The organism is Pedobacter sp. SG908 (assembly GCF_011759615.1).
In the GTDB taxonomy this organism is placed as follows: domain Bacteria; phylum Bacteroidota; class Bacteroidia; order Sphingobacteriales; family Sphingobacteriaceae; genus Pedobacter; species Pedobacter riviphilus.
This window is the reverse complement of record NZ_JAAOYY010000003.1, coordinates 722,640-737,829: the sequence shown is the minus strand read 5'-3', so window position 1 is coordinate 737,829 and position 15,190 is coordinate 722,640. Positions and strand designations below refer to the sequence as shown.

The window sequence follows — 15,190 nt, the reverse complement described above, 5'->3', positions numbered from 1 at the left end:
AGCATAACAGTTTTTTTAATAATCATGGTTATGTAATTTCTACTGAAATCTTAATCGTTACGTAGTTTTATCGGTAATGGTTGCCCGCAATAAAAAAAAAAATAAAAAAGCCGTTCCGATTTTACATCGGAACGGCTTTCGAGATAGATTATATCTAAAACCTAGTTGAAATCTTCGGCCTTTAATGGCGGATTAACTTTAATATCTATAATTACAACTGAAAACTCCTGAGAACCTTGTGGGGTTGCCACCGATTGAGTTAAAGTAAACGGAAATAAAACATCGCCAACTTTCTTGTAGTTTGAATATTCAGTAGATTGACTTATTTCTGTTCCACCTTTGGTCGTGGTACTCTCGTCTTTTAAAAGTAAGCCTGATTTGGTGTCGTAATATTCAGTTTTCTTTTTGCCTGAGGGAGAGGTGATATTTAATTTAAAGGCATCAGCAGTACCTACCTTTGCTGTTCCAGCTGCTTCAATTTTCGTTCCATCTGTTGCATAATACACTTGAGCTCCATAGCCTTTATCATCTTTCTTTTCAGCCAGGTCATCGCCAGTTAATTCAGCCTTTTGGCCCATTTGCAAGGTATAACCTGTTTTGCCATTATAAACCTGTTTCATAGCGGTTTGGCCCCCCATAGAAATTTCCATGCTGCTTAAGTTAGGCGCCATGTTTTTAATGGTGACCGCAAGCTTTTGACCTTGCATTTCCATTTCACCATTTTGCTGTAATGAAGTTATTTTTTTAATAGCCTCTTCACCGCCAATGGCTTTGATGTAGTTTTTGATAATTTCTGCAGGTGCAGCTGTTTGCACAGTAGCAGTTTCGGTTGCTTTAACCGGATTTGCATAGTTATCATAAACCTGTGTTTTAAAACCTGCTTTGGCTAAGCCAGCTGCAAATGCATCCGTTTTGCCCACAATTACAATACGTGTATTATCATGGTTAAAGTATTTTTTAGTTACTCTTAAAATATCGTCGGTAGTTACGGCATTAATCTTTTGTAAATAAGTGCGGTAAAAATCCTTTGGTAAGTTGTTAATTAAGATATTACTAGCGAAGCCTGCAGTACGTGCCGGGTTTTCTAAGCCTAGCGCAAACGATCCATTAAAAAGATTTTTGGCATTCTGTAATTCATCAGCAGTAACCTTTGTCGTGCGGATGGTGTTAATTTCTCTTAAAAATTCTACTACTGCACTATCAACTTTCTCATTTCTAACTGCTGCGGTAGCCGAAAATTTAGATTGGAAACGGCCTGAGCCTGTGCTTGAGTATGCACCGTAAGTAAAGCCATGTTTCTCGCGGAGGTTATCAAATAATCTCGATTCAGAGCCACCACCTAAAATCTGGTTCGCCAATAATATTGGAAAATAATCAGGGCTGCTCATTGGCAGGTCGATTAAGTTCACAACCGTAATTTCAGATTGAACTGCGTTGCTCACATTAACGATGTCTACTTCTGTTTTGGCAGGATTAGCAACTTTAGTAAGTACTGGTAAAGTTAAGGCAGTGCCTTTCCAATCGCCAAAGGCTTTCTCTGCCAAAGCTTTGGCAGCTTCTGGTTTAATATCGCCTACAAAAGTTAAATAACCCCTTGATGGGGTAATGTATTTCTTGTAAGCCGCTTTTACATCGTCTAAAGTAATGCCCGTAATAGAAGCCTCGGTTTCAAATTCTCCATAAGGATGGTTTTTGCCATAAGCCAATGCATTTACCACACGTGCTGAAATAGCTTTTGCACTTTTCTCGTTAGATTTTAACCCAGTAATGGTTTGCGATTTTAGTTTTTCGAAAGATTCTGCCGGAAAAGCAGGTTTACGGATACTCTCGGCCATTAAAGCGAATGCCTGAGGGAAATAACGGGTTAAAGCAGAAGCACTGCCGCCATAAGAACCAGCACCTACATCGGCACCTAACTGATCTACTGCCTCATCAAATTGTGCTTTGGTCTTAGTTGTGGTTCCTTCGTTTAGCATATTGCCCATCAAACCAACAACGCCCGCTTTTGCACCTTCGGTAATAGGACCTGCATCGATACTATAACTTGCTGATACTTTTGGCAATTTATGGTTTTCTACAACCAAAACAGTGATGCCATTCGCTAACTTATAAATAACAGGATCGCCAACGGTAATAACAGGTGCTGGACCCGGTTTTGGCTTGTGGCTTCGATCTATTGTTTGTGCTGAAATACCTTGAGCCAATAAGGAAATTGCAGCTATAATAAATAATTTCTTCATGTTTTTAATAATTAAAATGAAAAAGCAATCTGCTTATTTCTTAGGTAAGTAATACAATACAACTCTTTGGTTTTTGTTCAGGTACTTTTTAGCAACGTCTCTGATCTCCTCGCGGGTAATAGATCTAATTACCTCTAACTCCTTGTTAATATCGTTTGCATCCTTATCATGGAAAGTATATCCATTCGCCAGGTTTTCTGCAACGCCCAGCATTTTACTGTTTGCACTTACATAGTTGTTTTCGAATTTATTCTGAAGTTTTTTATAGTCGCTTTCGCTAATTAAATCGGTTTGAAGGCGTAAAACTTCTTCGTCAATATCTTTTAATAAATCGTTAAGCGGAGTATTTTTATTGGGTAAGGCCAGGGTGATATAAGCACCGTAATCTTCAAGCGAATAGTTAAAAGCAGCAACCTGTAATGCTGTCTTTTTTTGATCAACCATTTTGGTACTTAACCTCGAGCTTCCGCCTTCTGATAAAATAGAGCTGATCATCCCTAAAACCTTGCTCTCTCTGCTTTTCATACCTGGTACGCGGTAAGCTGCAAAGATAGCGGGGATCTGGATATTGGCATCGTATGCAGTATCGATAATTTCTTTGGTGATTTCTGGTAATTTGAATTCTTGACGAACAACTGGTGCACCTTTAGGCACTTCGGCAAAGTAAGATTTTACCAAAGCTTTAGTCTTGTCTATATCTAAATCGCCGGCAATGGTTAAAACTGCATTATTAGGTACGTAGTATTTTTTAAAGAAAGCAATAAACTCGCTCAGTTTTGCAGCATCTAAGTGCTCCATTGATCCAATCGGTTGCCAACGGTATGGATGACCATCAAACAAATGAGCGAAAATTTTCTCGGTAAATTTTCCATACGGCGCGTTGTCTATGCGTAAACGTTTTTCTTCTTTTACGACTTCATTTTGCGTTTTTACTCCACTTTCGTTAATTACCGGATGCAACATTCTTTCGCTTTCTAACCATAAACCGAGTTCTAATTGGTTTGATGGAAAAAGTTCATAATAAAAAGTACGGTCTTGAGTAGTATTGGCATTGTTTTGTCCACCATTACTGCTCACCAGCTTCATAAACTCTCCTTTTTTAATATTTTCAGAACCTTCAAATAACAAATGCTCGAAAAAGTGAGCAAAGCCTGTGCGTTGAGTTTCTTCGTCTTTAGAGCCAACATGGTACATTACTGAAACGGCAACAACGGGAGCGGTTTTGTCTTGGTGGAGGATAACATGGAGACCATTGTCCAGGTCGAATTCGGTAAACTGTACTTTTTGGGCAGAAGCACTTAAGCACAGACCGGAGATGGCCAAAGCAAAAAGAATTCTTTTTTTCATAAGTTTATAATTGTTTTTTAATGGTTTATGAAGCTATCATTAGCATATTTTTTTGTTATTTATAATTAACATGCTTATGATGGTTTCATAGATAATTTGTTTTTAATGATTAGAAATAATCAAAGGCGAAAGCGGGCAATTATTTCATTAATAAGTTAATTTGGATTTTTCACTAGCGTGAAGAATAATAAGAATGGCCTAAAATATAAGATTTAAACAAAAAAAGCGAGTATTTACACTCGCTTTTTTAATAATATTTTATCTCCAGGCCTTGTATTGGTTAATTAAGCCGTTGGTAGAACTGTCGTGGCTCGAAACTTTTTCGTTGCCCGCCAGCTCTGGAAGAATCTTTTTGGCCAATTGCTTGCCCAGTTCTACTCCCCACTGGTCGAAACTAAAGATGTTCCAGATAATTCCCTGAACAAATATTTTATGCTCATAAATGGCTACTAAGCTGCCTAAAGTATATGGGGTTACTTTTTTTAATAATATTGAGTTAGTCGGACGATTGCCTTCGAATACTTTAAACGGCGCAATTTTTTTAATCTCTGAATCAGATTTACCTTCCTTCTTTAATTCGGCTGTTACTTCTTCTTCTGTTTTACCATTCATTAAAGCTTCTGTTTGTGCGAAGAAGTTTGATAGCAAAATTGGATGATGATCGCCCAATGGGTTTAAGCTCTGTGCCGGAGCAATAAAATCGGCAGGAGTGATCCGGGTACCCTGATGAATTAATTGATAAAAGGCATGTTGACCATTTGTACCTGGTTCGCCCCAGATAATCGGCCCGGTTTCATAATCAACCTCATTACCGTTTCTATCAACATGTTTACCATTGCTTTCCATGTCTCCCTGTTGGAAATAAGCAGCAAAGCGGTGCAAGTATTGGTCGTAAGGTAAAATAACCTGTGTTTCTGCATTATAGAAATTGATATACCAAACGCCTAACAAACCTAAAATTACAGGCAGGTTACTTTCAAATTCGGCAGCTTTAAAGTGGTTATCTGTTGCGTGTGCACCAGCCAATAGTTGTTTAAAATTGTCGAAACCTATACTTAATGAGATAGATAAGCCGATTGCACTCCATAGAGAGTAACGGCCGCCAACCCAATCCCAAAACTCAAACATGTTTTCGGTATCGATACCAAAAGCAGAAACATCTTTAGCATTGGTAGATAATGCTGCAAAGTGTTTAGCAATATCACTTTCTTTACCGCCTTTTTCTAAAAACCATGTACGGGCAGAGTGTGCATTCGTCATAGTTTCTTGTGTAGTAAAAGTTTTTGAAGCTACCAGGAATAATGTTGTTTCTGCATTTAAATCTGCTAATGTTTCGGCGATGTGTGTGCCATCAATATTCGAAACAAAGTGAATATTTAAATGGTTTTTATAGTGTTTTAAAGCTTCGGTAACCATTACCGGACCTAAGTCTGATCCACCGATACCAATATTGACCACATCTGTAATAGCTTTGCCGGTATAACCTTTCCATTCACCGCTAATGATGCTATTGCTAAATTTCTCCATTTTAGCCAATACTGCATTTACTTCTGGCATTACATCCTTACCATCAACTAAAATCGGGGTATTGCTTAAATTACGTAAGGCAATATGAAGCACCGAACGGTCTTCGGTTTCATTAATTTTATCGCCATTATACATCGACTTTATCGCTTCATCTAATTTACACTCGCGTGCCAGTTGAATTAATAGTGCTAATGTTTCATCGCTGACGCGGTTTTTGCTGTAATCCAGCAGAATGTCTTCAAAAAAAACAGAAAACTTATTGAAACGATCTGCATCCTCAGCAAAAAGATCTTTAATGCTTTTTTGATTAATATCTATAAAATGATCGGCTAAATACTTGTAGGCCTTAGTTTCTGTGAAATTTACTTTAGGTAACATAATCTTTGTTTTTTTGTAAAAGTAATAAAGCAAAAATTTAAAATGGTCTTTTTAATGTTCTAAATCAATAAGAATTTTTAATGTCGATTAAACACTGTAACTTTAATACAACGTCCCTGTTAGTACATTGATTATTTTAACCTTTAATTCTACGTCATGTTAGAAAATTTAAATGAAATGGTGCGTGAAAACGTACAGGAAAGTGTTGTAAACAATACAGCTATTCCGAATGAACAAAATGAGGCCGTAATCCAGGCTGCATCTGGTTCTATTTTCGATACGCTGAAAGATCAGGTATCATCAGGTAATATTGGTGCATTAACCGATATATTTAATGGTAACAAAGCGGAAGGTACCCAGGTTGCTGAGCAGGCTTCGGGGAGTTTTGTGGATAAATTGAGTGGCTTGGGCATTAATGCCGATACGGCAAAGTCTTTGGCTGCAAGCATTATTCCGGGTTTGATTGCCAAGTTTACCCAAAAAACAAACGATCCGAACGATAGCTCTTTTAATCTTAAAGATGTTTTGGGAAGTTTGGGCGGCGATGATGGTAAATTTGATGTTGGTGATATAATCGGGATGTTTAATGGCGGCGGACAAGCGCAACAACCTGGCCAAACAGGTGGTGGCATTATGGATAAGCTGAAGGGAATGTTCAATTAAATATTTACTGACTTCTAGGATTTATTTCCTTCAGATTTACCAGTAAATATATACTTAAGAAGAGTTGTCGACTTTTAATAGCAAAAGGCCATTAAAGTTGACAACTCTAAAATCTATTTTGTAAACTTTAGCTTCGATACCTGCAGAGTTACTGTTATTATCTGTTCCGGTAAGATCAAATTCCATCTCTCCTTAAAATTGTTTAGCTTAGGGCACCTAAACTAAATCATTCATTTATGAAGAAAATATTCCTGATCGGTTTTTCGCTACTGGCATTAAATTCTTTTGCCCAAAAATCAGATTTAAGACCATTGGTTTCGAACAAAGCTGATGCCATAGAACAAAAAGTAATTAACTGGAGACGCGATTTTCACGAACACCCTGAATTGGGAAATACTGAAGTAAGAACAGCTGGTATTATTGCAAAACACTTAGAATCGTTGGGTATACAGGTAAAAACAGGTGTAGCCAAAACAGGAGTAGTTGGTGTGCTAAAAGGAGGGAAACCTGGACCTGTAGTGGCTTTGCGTGCCGATATGGATGGTTTGCCGGTTACCGAGCGGGTAGATGTTCCATTTGCATCGAAAGTGAGAACACAGTACAACGGACAAGAGGTAGGCGTAATGCATGCCTGTGGGCACGATAGCCACGTGGCTATTTTAATGGGTGTAGCAGAAGTGCTGGCTTCAATGCAAAAAGATATTCAAGGCACGGTGAAATTCATATTTCAACCTGCTGAAGAGGGCGTACCTGCTGGAGATGAAGGTGGGGCAGCGTTAATGATTAAGGAGGGCGTACTTGAAAACCCTAAGGTTGATGTAATTTTTGGCTTACACATCAATTCTCAAACCGAGGTTGGCGACGTAACTTACCGTCCGGGCGGAACAATGGCTGCTGTAAACGATATGAAAATTACCGTTACCGGCCGACAGGCACATGGAGCTTACCCATGGAGCAGTATCGACCCAGTGGTGGTTTCGGCCCAGATTATCAATAACCTTCAAACCATTGTAAGTAGAAATTTAAATGTGACCGAAAACCCGGGTGTAGTTACCATAGGCGCTATTAATGGTGGTGTACGGTCGAATATTATTCCCGAAAAGGTAGAAATGTTAGGCACGGTACGCAACTTTAGTAAAGAAGATGAGGCCATGTTTATCGAACGTATAAAAACCATTGCTACCAAAACGGCCGAAGCAGGTGGAGCTACAGCCGAAGTTAAAATCCCCTACAGTAATCATTATCCCGTTACCTTTAATAATATTGCGCTAACCGAAAAAATGTTGCCAAGTATGGAGGCTACAGCAGGTAAGGACCATGTGAAATTAAAACCTCCCGTTACTGGCGCAGAAGATTTCTCTTTCTTTCAGGAAAAGGTACCAGGCTTATTTGTATTTTTAGGAGGAATGCCAAAGGGTAAAGATCCTTTAAAAGCGCCATCGCACCATACCCCCGATTTTTATCTTGATGAAAGTGGCTTCGTATTGGGTGTTAAATTACTTTCTAATCTTACTTTAGATTATATGTCGATGAAGAAATAAGATGATTTAATAATCATCTTATTTCTTCACTGGCTTTTTGCCAAACTGCCTAGGGTAGTATGAGATAGTGGCCATAAAATATTGCTGTAATACATTTTGCCTACCCAAAGTAAAGCTATTGGCACCGCCATAGTTAACGATATTGGTATTTTGGTGAAGAAGATCCATAGCAGAGAACTTAAACTCTGCGTTGTTCCCCTTCAAAAACCGATAGGTAGCACTGGCATTCCAGATGGCAAAATTAATATTATCAGCGTTATTAGATTTGCTAGAATTAAAACTAATATTGCTGCTTAAAGTGAATTTTTTGGTGATGTTATAAATGGTACTTACCGTGGTAGCTAAATTTATCCCACTATATTTAGTGTTGAAAGCCTGCTGCTCTGATCGATAGGTATTAAATTCTTGCTCCACTTCGGTGGCAAGCTTATCTTTATAAGTATAATTTACACTAAGCTGCGAATTTGTGTTTAAAGTATTGGAAAAACTAAATACGCTATTTAAATAACCTGCGCTTTTAGCTATATTTATGCCACCACCTAGCGTAAATTGGAGCTCCGAAGTTTTCAGTTTTAATGCCTTTTTTAAATGGCCATTAGCATTAAGATATTTATTGCCATTTGCATTGGTTAAATAAATGGTGCGTTTATTCTGGCTATCGATATAAATACTATCAACTATCCCATCATCAACTATCCCTACAGCTAAGTTAAAGTTGTAATTTAAAGTGTTTTTGCTTTTTTGGTCATCATGGTTGAGGCTAAAATTGATAGACCGGTCTATAGCCTCTCGTAATTTAATATTGCCCATCTGCAGATTGTATAAATTGGTACTATCTGTTAAAGGGGCCAGTTGTTGTAAACTCGGGATTATTATATTGGTTTTGTAGGTTAATATCATTGATCTATAGAATTCGCCATATTGGTAATTGCTATAGTTCATACTAAATTCTGGTACAAATCTGTTATATGTTCTATAAATGTTCTGCAAAGCCCTATCTGACTTATTGTCCTGCAAAATGAAACGCTGTTTTGCTGAAGCTTCAATCCTCAAGACCTTGTCAAATCGGTTTGATAAACTTTTACGGAAAGATTTGCTTAAGGTTAGACCAGGGGTTTCATCAATTATATCGGTTTTAGTATGGTTGCTCAGATAGGTGTTTGGAGCATAAATATTTCCTTTTAAATCCTCTACCTGATTATTATTCGTGTTGTTTTTAAGCTGCAGATTGTTTTTAATGGACAGATCGAAACCAGTAAGTCTTTTGTAACCAAACAATAAAGATCTCAAGTTGGGTATTTCAAGTTGTAAAGTCTGGCTATAGGCTTGCATTTGCGTATTATATCTTCTATTATAATCGGTATTTGATGCTGCGTTTACAAAAGATCTAAATGATGTTAAATCTGATCTTTGGCTATCGTTATCATTTATAGAAAGCATATAGTTAGCGTTAAAGCCATTGAAGCGATGTTTTCTTTGGGTAATATAATTGGGCGATAGGTTATACCTGATTGCCAGGTTAAATCCCTTATTGTTAAAATAATTTTGGCCTTTGGTATTATTGGTACTGGTTAACACATTTTGACTGTTATAGGCACTTCTTTGTATATCATTATCAGTTGTACCATTATTTAAAGACATCGACTGGTTAATATTTAAACGGTGATTCTTTCTGGCAAATTCGAAACTCGAATCGAAATTTTGATTGGTTGATACAGAACTGTTATTGGAGATGTTTTTTTCAAATATTTTTTCGGTTGAATTGATAGAGGTGGTAGTTTGTATCTCACTTAAATTATCGAAATTTTTATTCTGCAAAAAATAGTTGGCACCAAGGGTACTTTTTTTATCATAAACAGGCTTTTCGATAAAATTATAATTAAAGGTTAAGCCACCCACGTTAGATTGGTTAATGCCGGTCTGTCTAAAATCAGGCTGATACTCTACATTAGTGTTTAGGCCTTTAAAAGTGCTGTTCGCAGTTAATGATCTTATGCTATTTGCTGTTTTATTAATATTGTTACTCGCACCTATAATACCCAGCTGCATTTTGGGCGAAAACATATTAAAATTTGCATCTGATTCGTATTTTTTGGTTGTACCGTAGCCTGCTCCAATTTTACCAAAGTAGCCAATGTCCTTGCCTTTTTTTAATTTTAAATTCACAGTTAAGGTACTATCTAAGGGATTGCTCTCATTCCGTTCCCGGTAAACCTGTACTTTATCTAATGCATTTTTAGCAATGTTCTGGGTAGCCATTTTAAAATCACCACCAAAAAACTGCTTTCCGTTAACCAGTAAACTTTTTACTTCACGGCCGTTAACCGTAATCTGTCCATCGCCCCACAGAGTTACGTTGGGTATTTTGCGTAAAAGATCTTCCACAACAGCATTGCTATCCAGTTTAAAAGCAGCAGCATTAAATTCTAAGGTATCACCATTCATGGTAATAGGTGCCACTCTAATTTCTACATCCTGTAAATTGTTGTCTTTTGTCGCAATAATCAAGGTTTTTAAATCCAGCGTACTTTTCCCGTCAATAATGGTGAAGCTTTTTCGAAGTAGCTGGTAGCCAACATGACTTATTTCGATATACATTTTAGCATTAAGGGGTAAGCTTTTAAAGCTAAACTCGCCATAATTATTACTCAATTGGTAACTAACTAAAGTGCTATCGCCTTTAAATAACGATACTGTTGCCGATTTTAAATTGTAGTTGTGTGTAGTATCTCTAATGACGCCCTTTACTGCACCAATTTGAGTAGGATTAGCTTGCTGGGCTTTTGAATTGTAAGAACTGAATAAGATTAAAAATACGATGAGGTAGCGTAAGGTATGGCGCATTTAGATGGGGAAATTAATTTTGTTTAGGTTTAAGTTTAATAATAATGGGGTTACTCTTTTTATTTTGGGTTTTAAAGTAAGCTTCTAAATTAGGCGGGTATTTTGTCGTTTTGCCTTCGCTTTGCTCTTTAAAGGTGAACATGGCCAACGAAGAATAGTTGGTGTATAAATAACCGTTTTCGTACATATGAAAGCCACGGTTTTTAAAATCATAAAAATTACCACTGGCATCAGTAACGGGTAAAAAAGAGGAAAGCGAATCAGGTTCCAGATCTTGTATCGAGGTTAGTTCACTGGTTTTTAGGTTGTAAATAATCGCTTTTTTAACGCTTGGATCCCAGCCAAAATTGTTCATTTGGAGGTAAAGATTATCACCTACCAAATAAGGCTTACTTAAATCGTAAAAAACCTTTGGATTGTTTCTAAAATACTCTAATCGCTTTTTAACGTAAATGGGATTGGTTTTGAAATCAGAAGGAAAGGAATTTACTGCAGGAAGTATGATATGGTAGGCAAGCGATAGCTTAGTGGGACTGGCCTTGAAGATATCGTATGAATAATAGGTTAAAAAAAACAATTCATTTTCTGATCCATATTGATATAACGATGAACCCGAACCTATAAATTCATCTGTTTCGTACCTTTTTGGGCTATAAGGGAAATAACCAATTGAATCTTTACCCTTGTTAATTATTCCCACTTCGTAATAAGTACTATCCTTCCCCGTTTTTACAATAAAATCGGGTCTTACTAGAGTAGTTTGATTGGCCAGTTTGATGTCTCGGTTATTGCCCTGTTTATTATGCTCTTTGAGTGGTATCTTTTTGATCTGCTTGCCATTTAGATCGAAGTAAAAGGCATTGGGACGTGCGGAAATAACTATAAATTCGGCATTATTCTCCTTTCTGGTGGTAAAGCCATAAAAAACTGTCTTGTCTTTGTTGCTTTTATCTTCTTGTTCTATTTTACTAGCGTTAATTTTTGAGCGAAACTTGCCATCTTTAGTAAAAATCAAGATTGCCTTGGTATCATAGTCAAAAATTACATAATTATCATCTACGATTTTTAGCTGGCTAATATTGCCAAAAAGACTTTCTTTAGTAGTTTCGAGGGGGATAAATTCTACTTCGCTAAAAACCTGAGAAACAGCTGCGCCGCGTGCAGTTTGAGGATCAATACGCAGAGTAACCATTTTAGAGCTATCTATTTTACCTGTTTGAGCAAATGTTGCCGTACAGAAAAACAAATACCCCAAAATAAAAAAGAGCATTTTCATTTGTGTTGGTTAAGATGTTAATATTAGTTTGGATATAAACAGATTGATTTGAACTGCGCTACTCCATTAATAGCCTACAATTTAAATTCCGGTCGATCTGATAAATATTCTCGAAAATTAATCAATTAAATAGTTAGTTGATGGTTCGTTTTTTGATTTTAACAAGTTTTAACAGCTAAGTTACAAGATGAGTTAATTTATAAGTGCCTATGGTTAAAATACAAGTAATTTAGTTTTAGCCCTCGGAGTATCTCATTATTGCTATATTTGTTGCCATGACCAAAGAAAATATTCAAGATTTAAGGGACAGAGTAACGTCGCTGAGGAGGTATCTTTGACGTTGATGAGCTACTTTACGCCATCCGCGAAGAAGAAAAATTAACAATGGCGCCCGATTTCTGGGATGACCCTAAAAAAGCAGAAAAAATTCTTGCCGAAATCAGTTCAAAGAAAAAATGGACGGATGGCTTTAACCAAACCAATAATGCGGTTGAAGATGCTGCAGTAATGTTCGAATTTTTTCAATCGGGAGATGCTTCTGAAAAAGAATTACAAGACCAGTTCGAAATCAGTAAAACTGCCGTAGAAGAGCTGGAACTTAAAAATATGCTCCGTAGCAAAGAAGACCAGCTTTCTGCCGTTTTACAGATTACTGCCGGAGCCGGTGGAACTGAAAGCTGTGATTGGGCTTATATGTTAATGCGCATGTATATGATGTGGGGCGAAAAGAACGGTTATAAAATTACCGAACAGGACAGCCAGGAAGGGGAGGTTGCGGGCATAAAATCGGTAACACTCCAGTTTGATGGCGATTTTTCTTATGGTTACCTAAAAGGCGAAAATGGGGTGCATCGTTTGGTTCGGATTTCTCCATTCGATTCGAATGCCCGCAGGCATACATCTTTCGCTTCTGTTTATGTTTACCCCTTGGTTGACGACAGCATACAGATTGATATTAATCCTGCTGATATAGAATTCGAAACATTTAGGGCTGGTGGAGCAGGCGGACAAAACGTAAACAAAGTTGAAACAGCTGTGCGTTTATACCACAAACCTTCGGGCATTATTATTAAAAACCAGGAGTCGCGATCGCAGTTGCAGAATAAAGAGAATGCCATTCGTTTATTAAAATCTCAATTATATGAAATTGAAGAACGGAAACGTAATGAAGCTATTGCTGCGGTAGAGGGATCGAAAAAGAAAATTGAATGGGGCTCGCAGATCAGAAGTTACGTGCTCGACGATAGAAGGGTAAAAGATCACCGGACCAATTATCAAACCTCCAATCCTGATGCGGTTTTAAATGGCGATATTAACGGGTTTTTAAAAGCATATTTAATGGAATTTTAAAATAAAAATAATGGCAAAATCATCCATCATTGTAATTTTGTTGCTTATGGCAATTCATTATGTTAATGCACAAGAAGTTGTGCCCTTGTATTCAGGAGAAATTCCCGGAGCTAAAACCACACCTGCTGATTATGTAGAAAATACAGAAGTACGTGCAAATGGGACCTTGAGTGTTACCAAAGTATCGGTACCTACGTTTACGGTTTTCGAAGCACCTAAAAATATCGCTACAGGAACCGCGGTAATCATTTGCCCAGGTGGAGGTTATGGTGCTTTGGCATTTAGTCATGAAGGAACCGATGTAGCCAAAAGATTTAATGCGATTGGGGTTACTGCTTTTGTATTGAAGTACCGGTTACCAAGCGATCAGATTATGGTTGATAAAACTTATGGCCCCTTACAGGATGCGCAACAAGCCATTTATCTGATTAGAAAAAATGCAAAAAAATATGGAATTAAAGCCAATAGGATCGGAATTATGGGTTTTTCTGCCGGAGGGCATTTTGCTTCTACTTTGGTTGCACATTATAACGATCTTAAAATTGCCGATCCTGAAAAGATAGCGCTGAGGCCAAATTTTGCTGCATTAATTTATCCTGTAATCAGTTTTGAAGAATCAGTACATACTGGTACCATGAAGAATTTGTTGGGACCAAATCCTGCTGATAGTTTAAAACATTATTTCTCTGCCAATAAAAATGTGAACAAAAAAACGCCTCCTACTTTCTTAGTACATGCTAAAGATGATAAAACCGTGCCTTATGAAAATAGTGTACTCATGAACGAGGCACTGAAAAAGAATAAGGTAGATACCGATATTTACCTTTACGAAAAAGGTGGTCATGGTTTTGGTTTAATTAACAAAACTTCTGATGTAGATTGGTTTAACTTGTTGGCAGCCTGGATGAAAAAAGAGAAATTTTAATATCTTTGATAAATATTTTAACCTCTTAACCGGAAATTTTAATGCAAAAAACAATTAAACATGTTATGGTAACCTTGGTTGCAATCATTGCAATAGCGGGTTGTAAAAAAGAAATTAATTGGAATGCCAAGCCTGATCCTGATGGAAATGGCTGTAAGCTCATGAGCTTAAAGACTAATTTCGGTGCATTGGGCGAAGTTGCCATCAGCTATAAATATGATGCTTCTGGTAAGTTAGTGAGTGCAACCAGCGATAATGAAACGATGGTTTATACCTACTCTGCTACAAAAATTACGGGTATGCTCCCAAGTGGTGAAAAAACAGAACTTACCCTGGCGAATGGAAAGGCGGTATCCAGTTATTTATCTGACTTTTTTCCGGGTGTAAGCGCAACAAGAACTTACACTTATAATGCTGATGGTTATGTAACAGTAATTAAAAGCTATTTACTGAATAAACTGAATTCTACTGCCGAACTTAGCTATACAGGGGGTAATTTAACACAGATCAAAGTAACCTATGCCGAAGATGGAAGTATAGAAACAACCAATTATGAATATTCGAGCGAGATTGCGGTAAATGCTTGCCAGATGGTTGATCCAATTTCTACTATAGTGGATTACATTCCGGGTAATTATTTTGGAAAAGCATCCAAAAACGTACTTAAAAAATCAGTTACAATTTCGAGCGACTTGATTAATGTAGAGACAGAGGAATATTCTTATGTTTTTGATGCTAAAGGCAATGCAACTTCGATCGTGATCAAAAGCCACATTAATAACGGTGGAAGTGCAAACGATACAACTACAACTACTTTGAGTTTAGTTTATAACTGTAAATAGATTCTAAACAACTAGCAAAAGCCTGATCACAATTTTGTGACCAGGCTTTTGCTTTATATGGTTTTTACAGTTTTTTCAGGAAACGAAATACAACTCCCATTTTACCACTCTATTTTTACGATTTAGCCCCTTATTTTTTAGTAAAGGTATGTATAAATTTGCTTACATGCATGTCGGTTTTAATCTTGATGTGCTGCAAGTGATCTAACCAAATTACCTAATTAAGTACAAGTCGGTTTACAGTTTTTTGATTGTAA

At 37.1% G+C, this 15,190-nt stretch carries 11 protein-coding genes; 5 read left to right on the top strand and 6 right to left on the bottom strand.

The annotated features are described in order from the left end of the window. Positions 1-161 precede the first annotated feature (161 nt). The 3 genes from FHT21_RS23735 to pgi all read right to left on the bottom strand — a co-directional run bounded on the left by FHT21_RS23735 (position 162) and on the right by pgi (position 5,492). Positions 162-2,240: an insulinase family protein gene (locus FHT21_RS23735; RefSeq protein WP_167297177.1), complete on the bottom strand. Its 2,079-nt coding sequence runs from the start codon at positions 2,238-2,240 to the stop codon at positions 162-164. Positions 2,241-2,273: 33 nt separating this feature from the next. Then, entirely contained in the window at positions 2,274-3,587 is a 1,314-nt protein-coding gene (locus tag FHT21_RS23730) for a pitrilysin family protein (protein ID WP_167297176.1), read from the bottom strand. Between the two features lie 258 nt (positions 3,588-3,845). Next, positions 3,846-5,492: a glucose-6-phosphate isomerase gene (gene pgi / locus FHT21_RS23725; protein ID WP_167297175.1), complete on the bottom strand. Its 1,647-nt coding sequence runs from the start codon at positions 5,490-5,492 to the stop codon at positions 3,846-3,848. A gap of 156 nt (positions 5,493-5,648) precedes the next feature. Between pgi and FHT21_RS23720 the strand changes: the two genes are divergently transcribed. Next, positions 5,649-6,155: a hypothetical protein gene (locus FHT21_RS23720; protein WP_167297174.1), complete on the top strand. Its 507-nt coding sequence runs from the start codon at positions 5,649-5,651 to the stop codon at positions 6,153-6,155. 54 nt (positions 6,156-6,209) lie between these two features. Here the strand turns inward: FHT21_RS23720 and FHT21_RS25090 are convergent, their stop codons facing one another. Next, positions 6,210-6,341, bottom strand: coding sequence for a hypothetical protein (locus tag FHT21_RS25090; RefSeq protein ID WP_279590029.1), 132 nt, complete (start codon positions 6,339-6,341; stop codon positions 6,210-6,212). Between the two features lie 50 nt (positions 6,342-6,391). On the opposite strand from FHT21_RS25090, the gene FHT21_RS23715 reads away from it, so the two are divergent. Further along, a complete protein-coding gene (locus tag FHT21_RS23715) occupies positions 6,392-7,696 on the top strand; it encodes an amidohydrolase (protein ID WP_167297173.1) in 1,305 nt (434 codons plus the stop codon). An 18-nt stretch (positions 7,697-7,714) separates the two neighbouring features. Here the strand turns inward: FHT21_RS23715 and FHT21_RS23710 are convergent, their stop codons facing one another. Both FHT21_RS23710 and FHT21_RS23705 read right to left on the bottom strand, forming a co-directional pair. Further along, positions 7,715-10,540: a TonB-dependent receptor gene (locus FHT21_RS23710; RefSeq protein ID WP_167297172.1), complete on the bottom strand. Its 2,826-nt coding sequence runs from the start codon at positions 10,538-10,540 to the stop codon at positions 7,715-7,717. Positions 10,541-10,553: 13 nt separating this feature from the next. Continuing rightward, positions 10,554-11,816: a 6-bladed beta-propeller gene (locus tag FHT21_RS23705; protein WP_167297171.1), complete on the bottom strand. Its 1,263-nt coding sequence runs from the start codon at positions 11,814-11,816 to the stop codon at positions 10,554-10,556. 275 nt (positions 11,817-12,091) lie between these two features. Here FHT21_RS23705 and prfB point away from each other — a divergent pair. The 3 genes from prfB (at position 12,092) to FHT21_RS23690 (ending at position 14,933) form a co-directional block, all read left to right on the top strand. Beyond that, a protein-coding gene (gene prfB / locus FHT21_RS23700) for a peptide chain release factor 2 (protein ID WP_167297170.1) occupies positions 12,092-13,166 on the top strand; the annotation gives its coding sequence in 2 pieces (ribosomal slippage) (positions 12,092-12,151 and positions 12,153-13,166; 1,074 coding nt in all). Between the two features lie 10 nt (positions 13,167-13,176). Then, positions 13,177-14,091 carry an alpha/beta hydrolase gene (locus FHT21_RS23695; RefSeq protein ID WP_167297169.1) on the top strand — a complete coding sequence of 305 codons (915 nt, stop codon included), beginning with the start codon at positions 13,177-13,179 and terminating at the stop codon, positions 14,089-14,091. A 41-nt stretch (positions 14,092-14,132) separates the two neighbouring features. Continuing rightward, on the top strand, positions 14,133-14,933 hold the full coding sequence (locus tag FHT21_RS23690; RefSeq protein WP_167297168.1) for a DUF4595 domain-containing protein: 801 nt from the start codon (positions 14,133-14,135) through the stop codon (positions 14,931-14,933). Positions 14,934-15,190 lie beyond the last annotated feature (257 nt).

Bases quoted from the DNA above. Each gene is read 5' to 3' on its own strand.
- FHT21_RS23735 (WP_167297177.1), bottom strand. From the start codon at position 2,240: ATGAAGAAATTATTTATTATAGCTGCAATTTCCTTATTGGCTCAAGGT.
- FHT21_RS23730 (WP_167297176.1), bottom strand. From the start codon at position 3,587: ATGAAAAAAAGAATTCTTTTTGCTTTGGCCATCTCCGGTCTGTGCTTA.
- pgi (WP_167297175.1), bottom strand. From the start codon at position 5,492: ATGTTACCTAAAGTAAATTTCACAGAAACTAAGGCCTACAAGTATTTA.
- FHT21_RS23720 (WP_167297174.1), top strand. From the start codon at position 5,649: ATGTTAGAAAATTTAAATGAAATGGTGCGTGAAAACGTACAGGAAAGT.
- FHT21_RS25090 (WP_279590029.1), bottom strand. From the start codon at position 6,341: ATGGAATTTGATCTTACCGGAACAGATAATAACAGTAACTCTGCAGGT.
- FHT21_RS23715 (WP_167297173.1), top strand. From the start codon at position 6,392: ATGAAGAAAATATTCCTGATCGGTTTTTCGCTACTGGCATTAAATTCT.
- FHT21_RS23710 (WP_167297172.1), bottom strand. From the start codon at position 10,540: ATGCGCCATACCTTACGCTACCTCATCGTATTTTTAATCTTATTCAGT.
- FHT21_RS23705 (WP_167297171.1), bottom strand. From the start codon at position 11,816: ATGAAAATGCTCTTTTTTATTTTGGGGTATTTGTTTTTCTGTACGGCA.
- FHT21_RS23695 (WP_167297169.1), top strand. From the start codon at position 13,177: ATGGCAAAATCATCCATCATTGTAATTTTGTTGCTTATGGCAATTCAT.
- FHT21_RS23690 (WP_167297168.1), top strand. From the start codon at position 14,133: ATGCAAAAAACAATTAAACATGTTATGGTAACCTTGGTTGCAATCATT.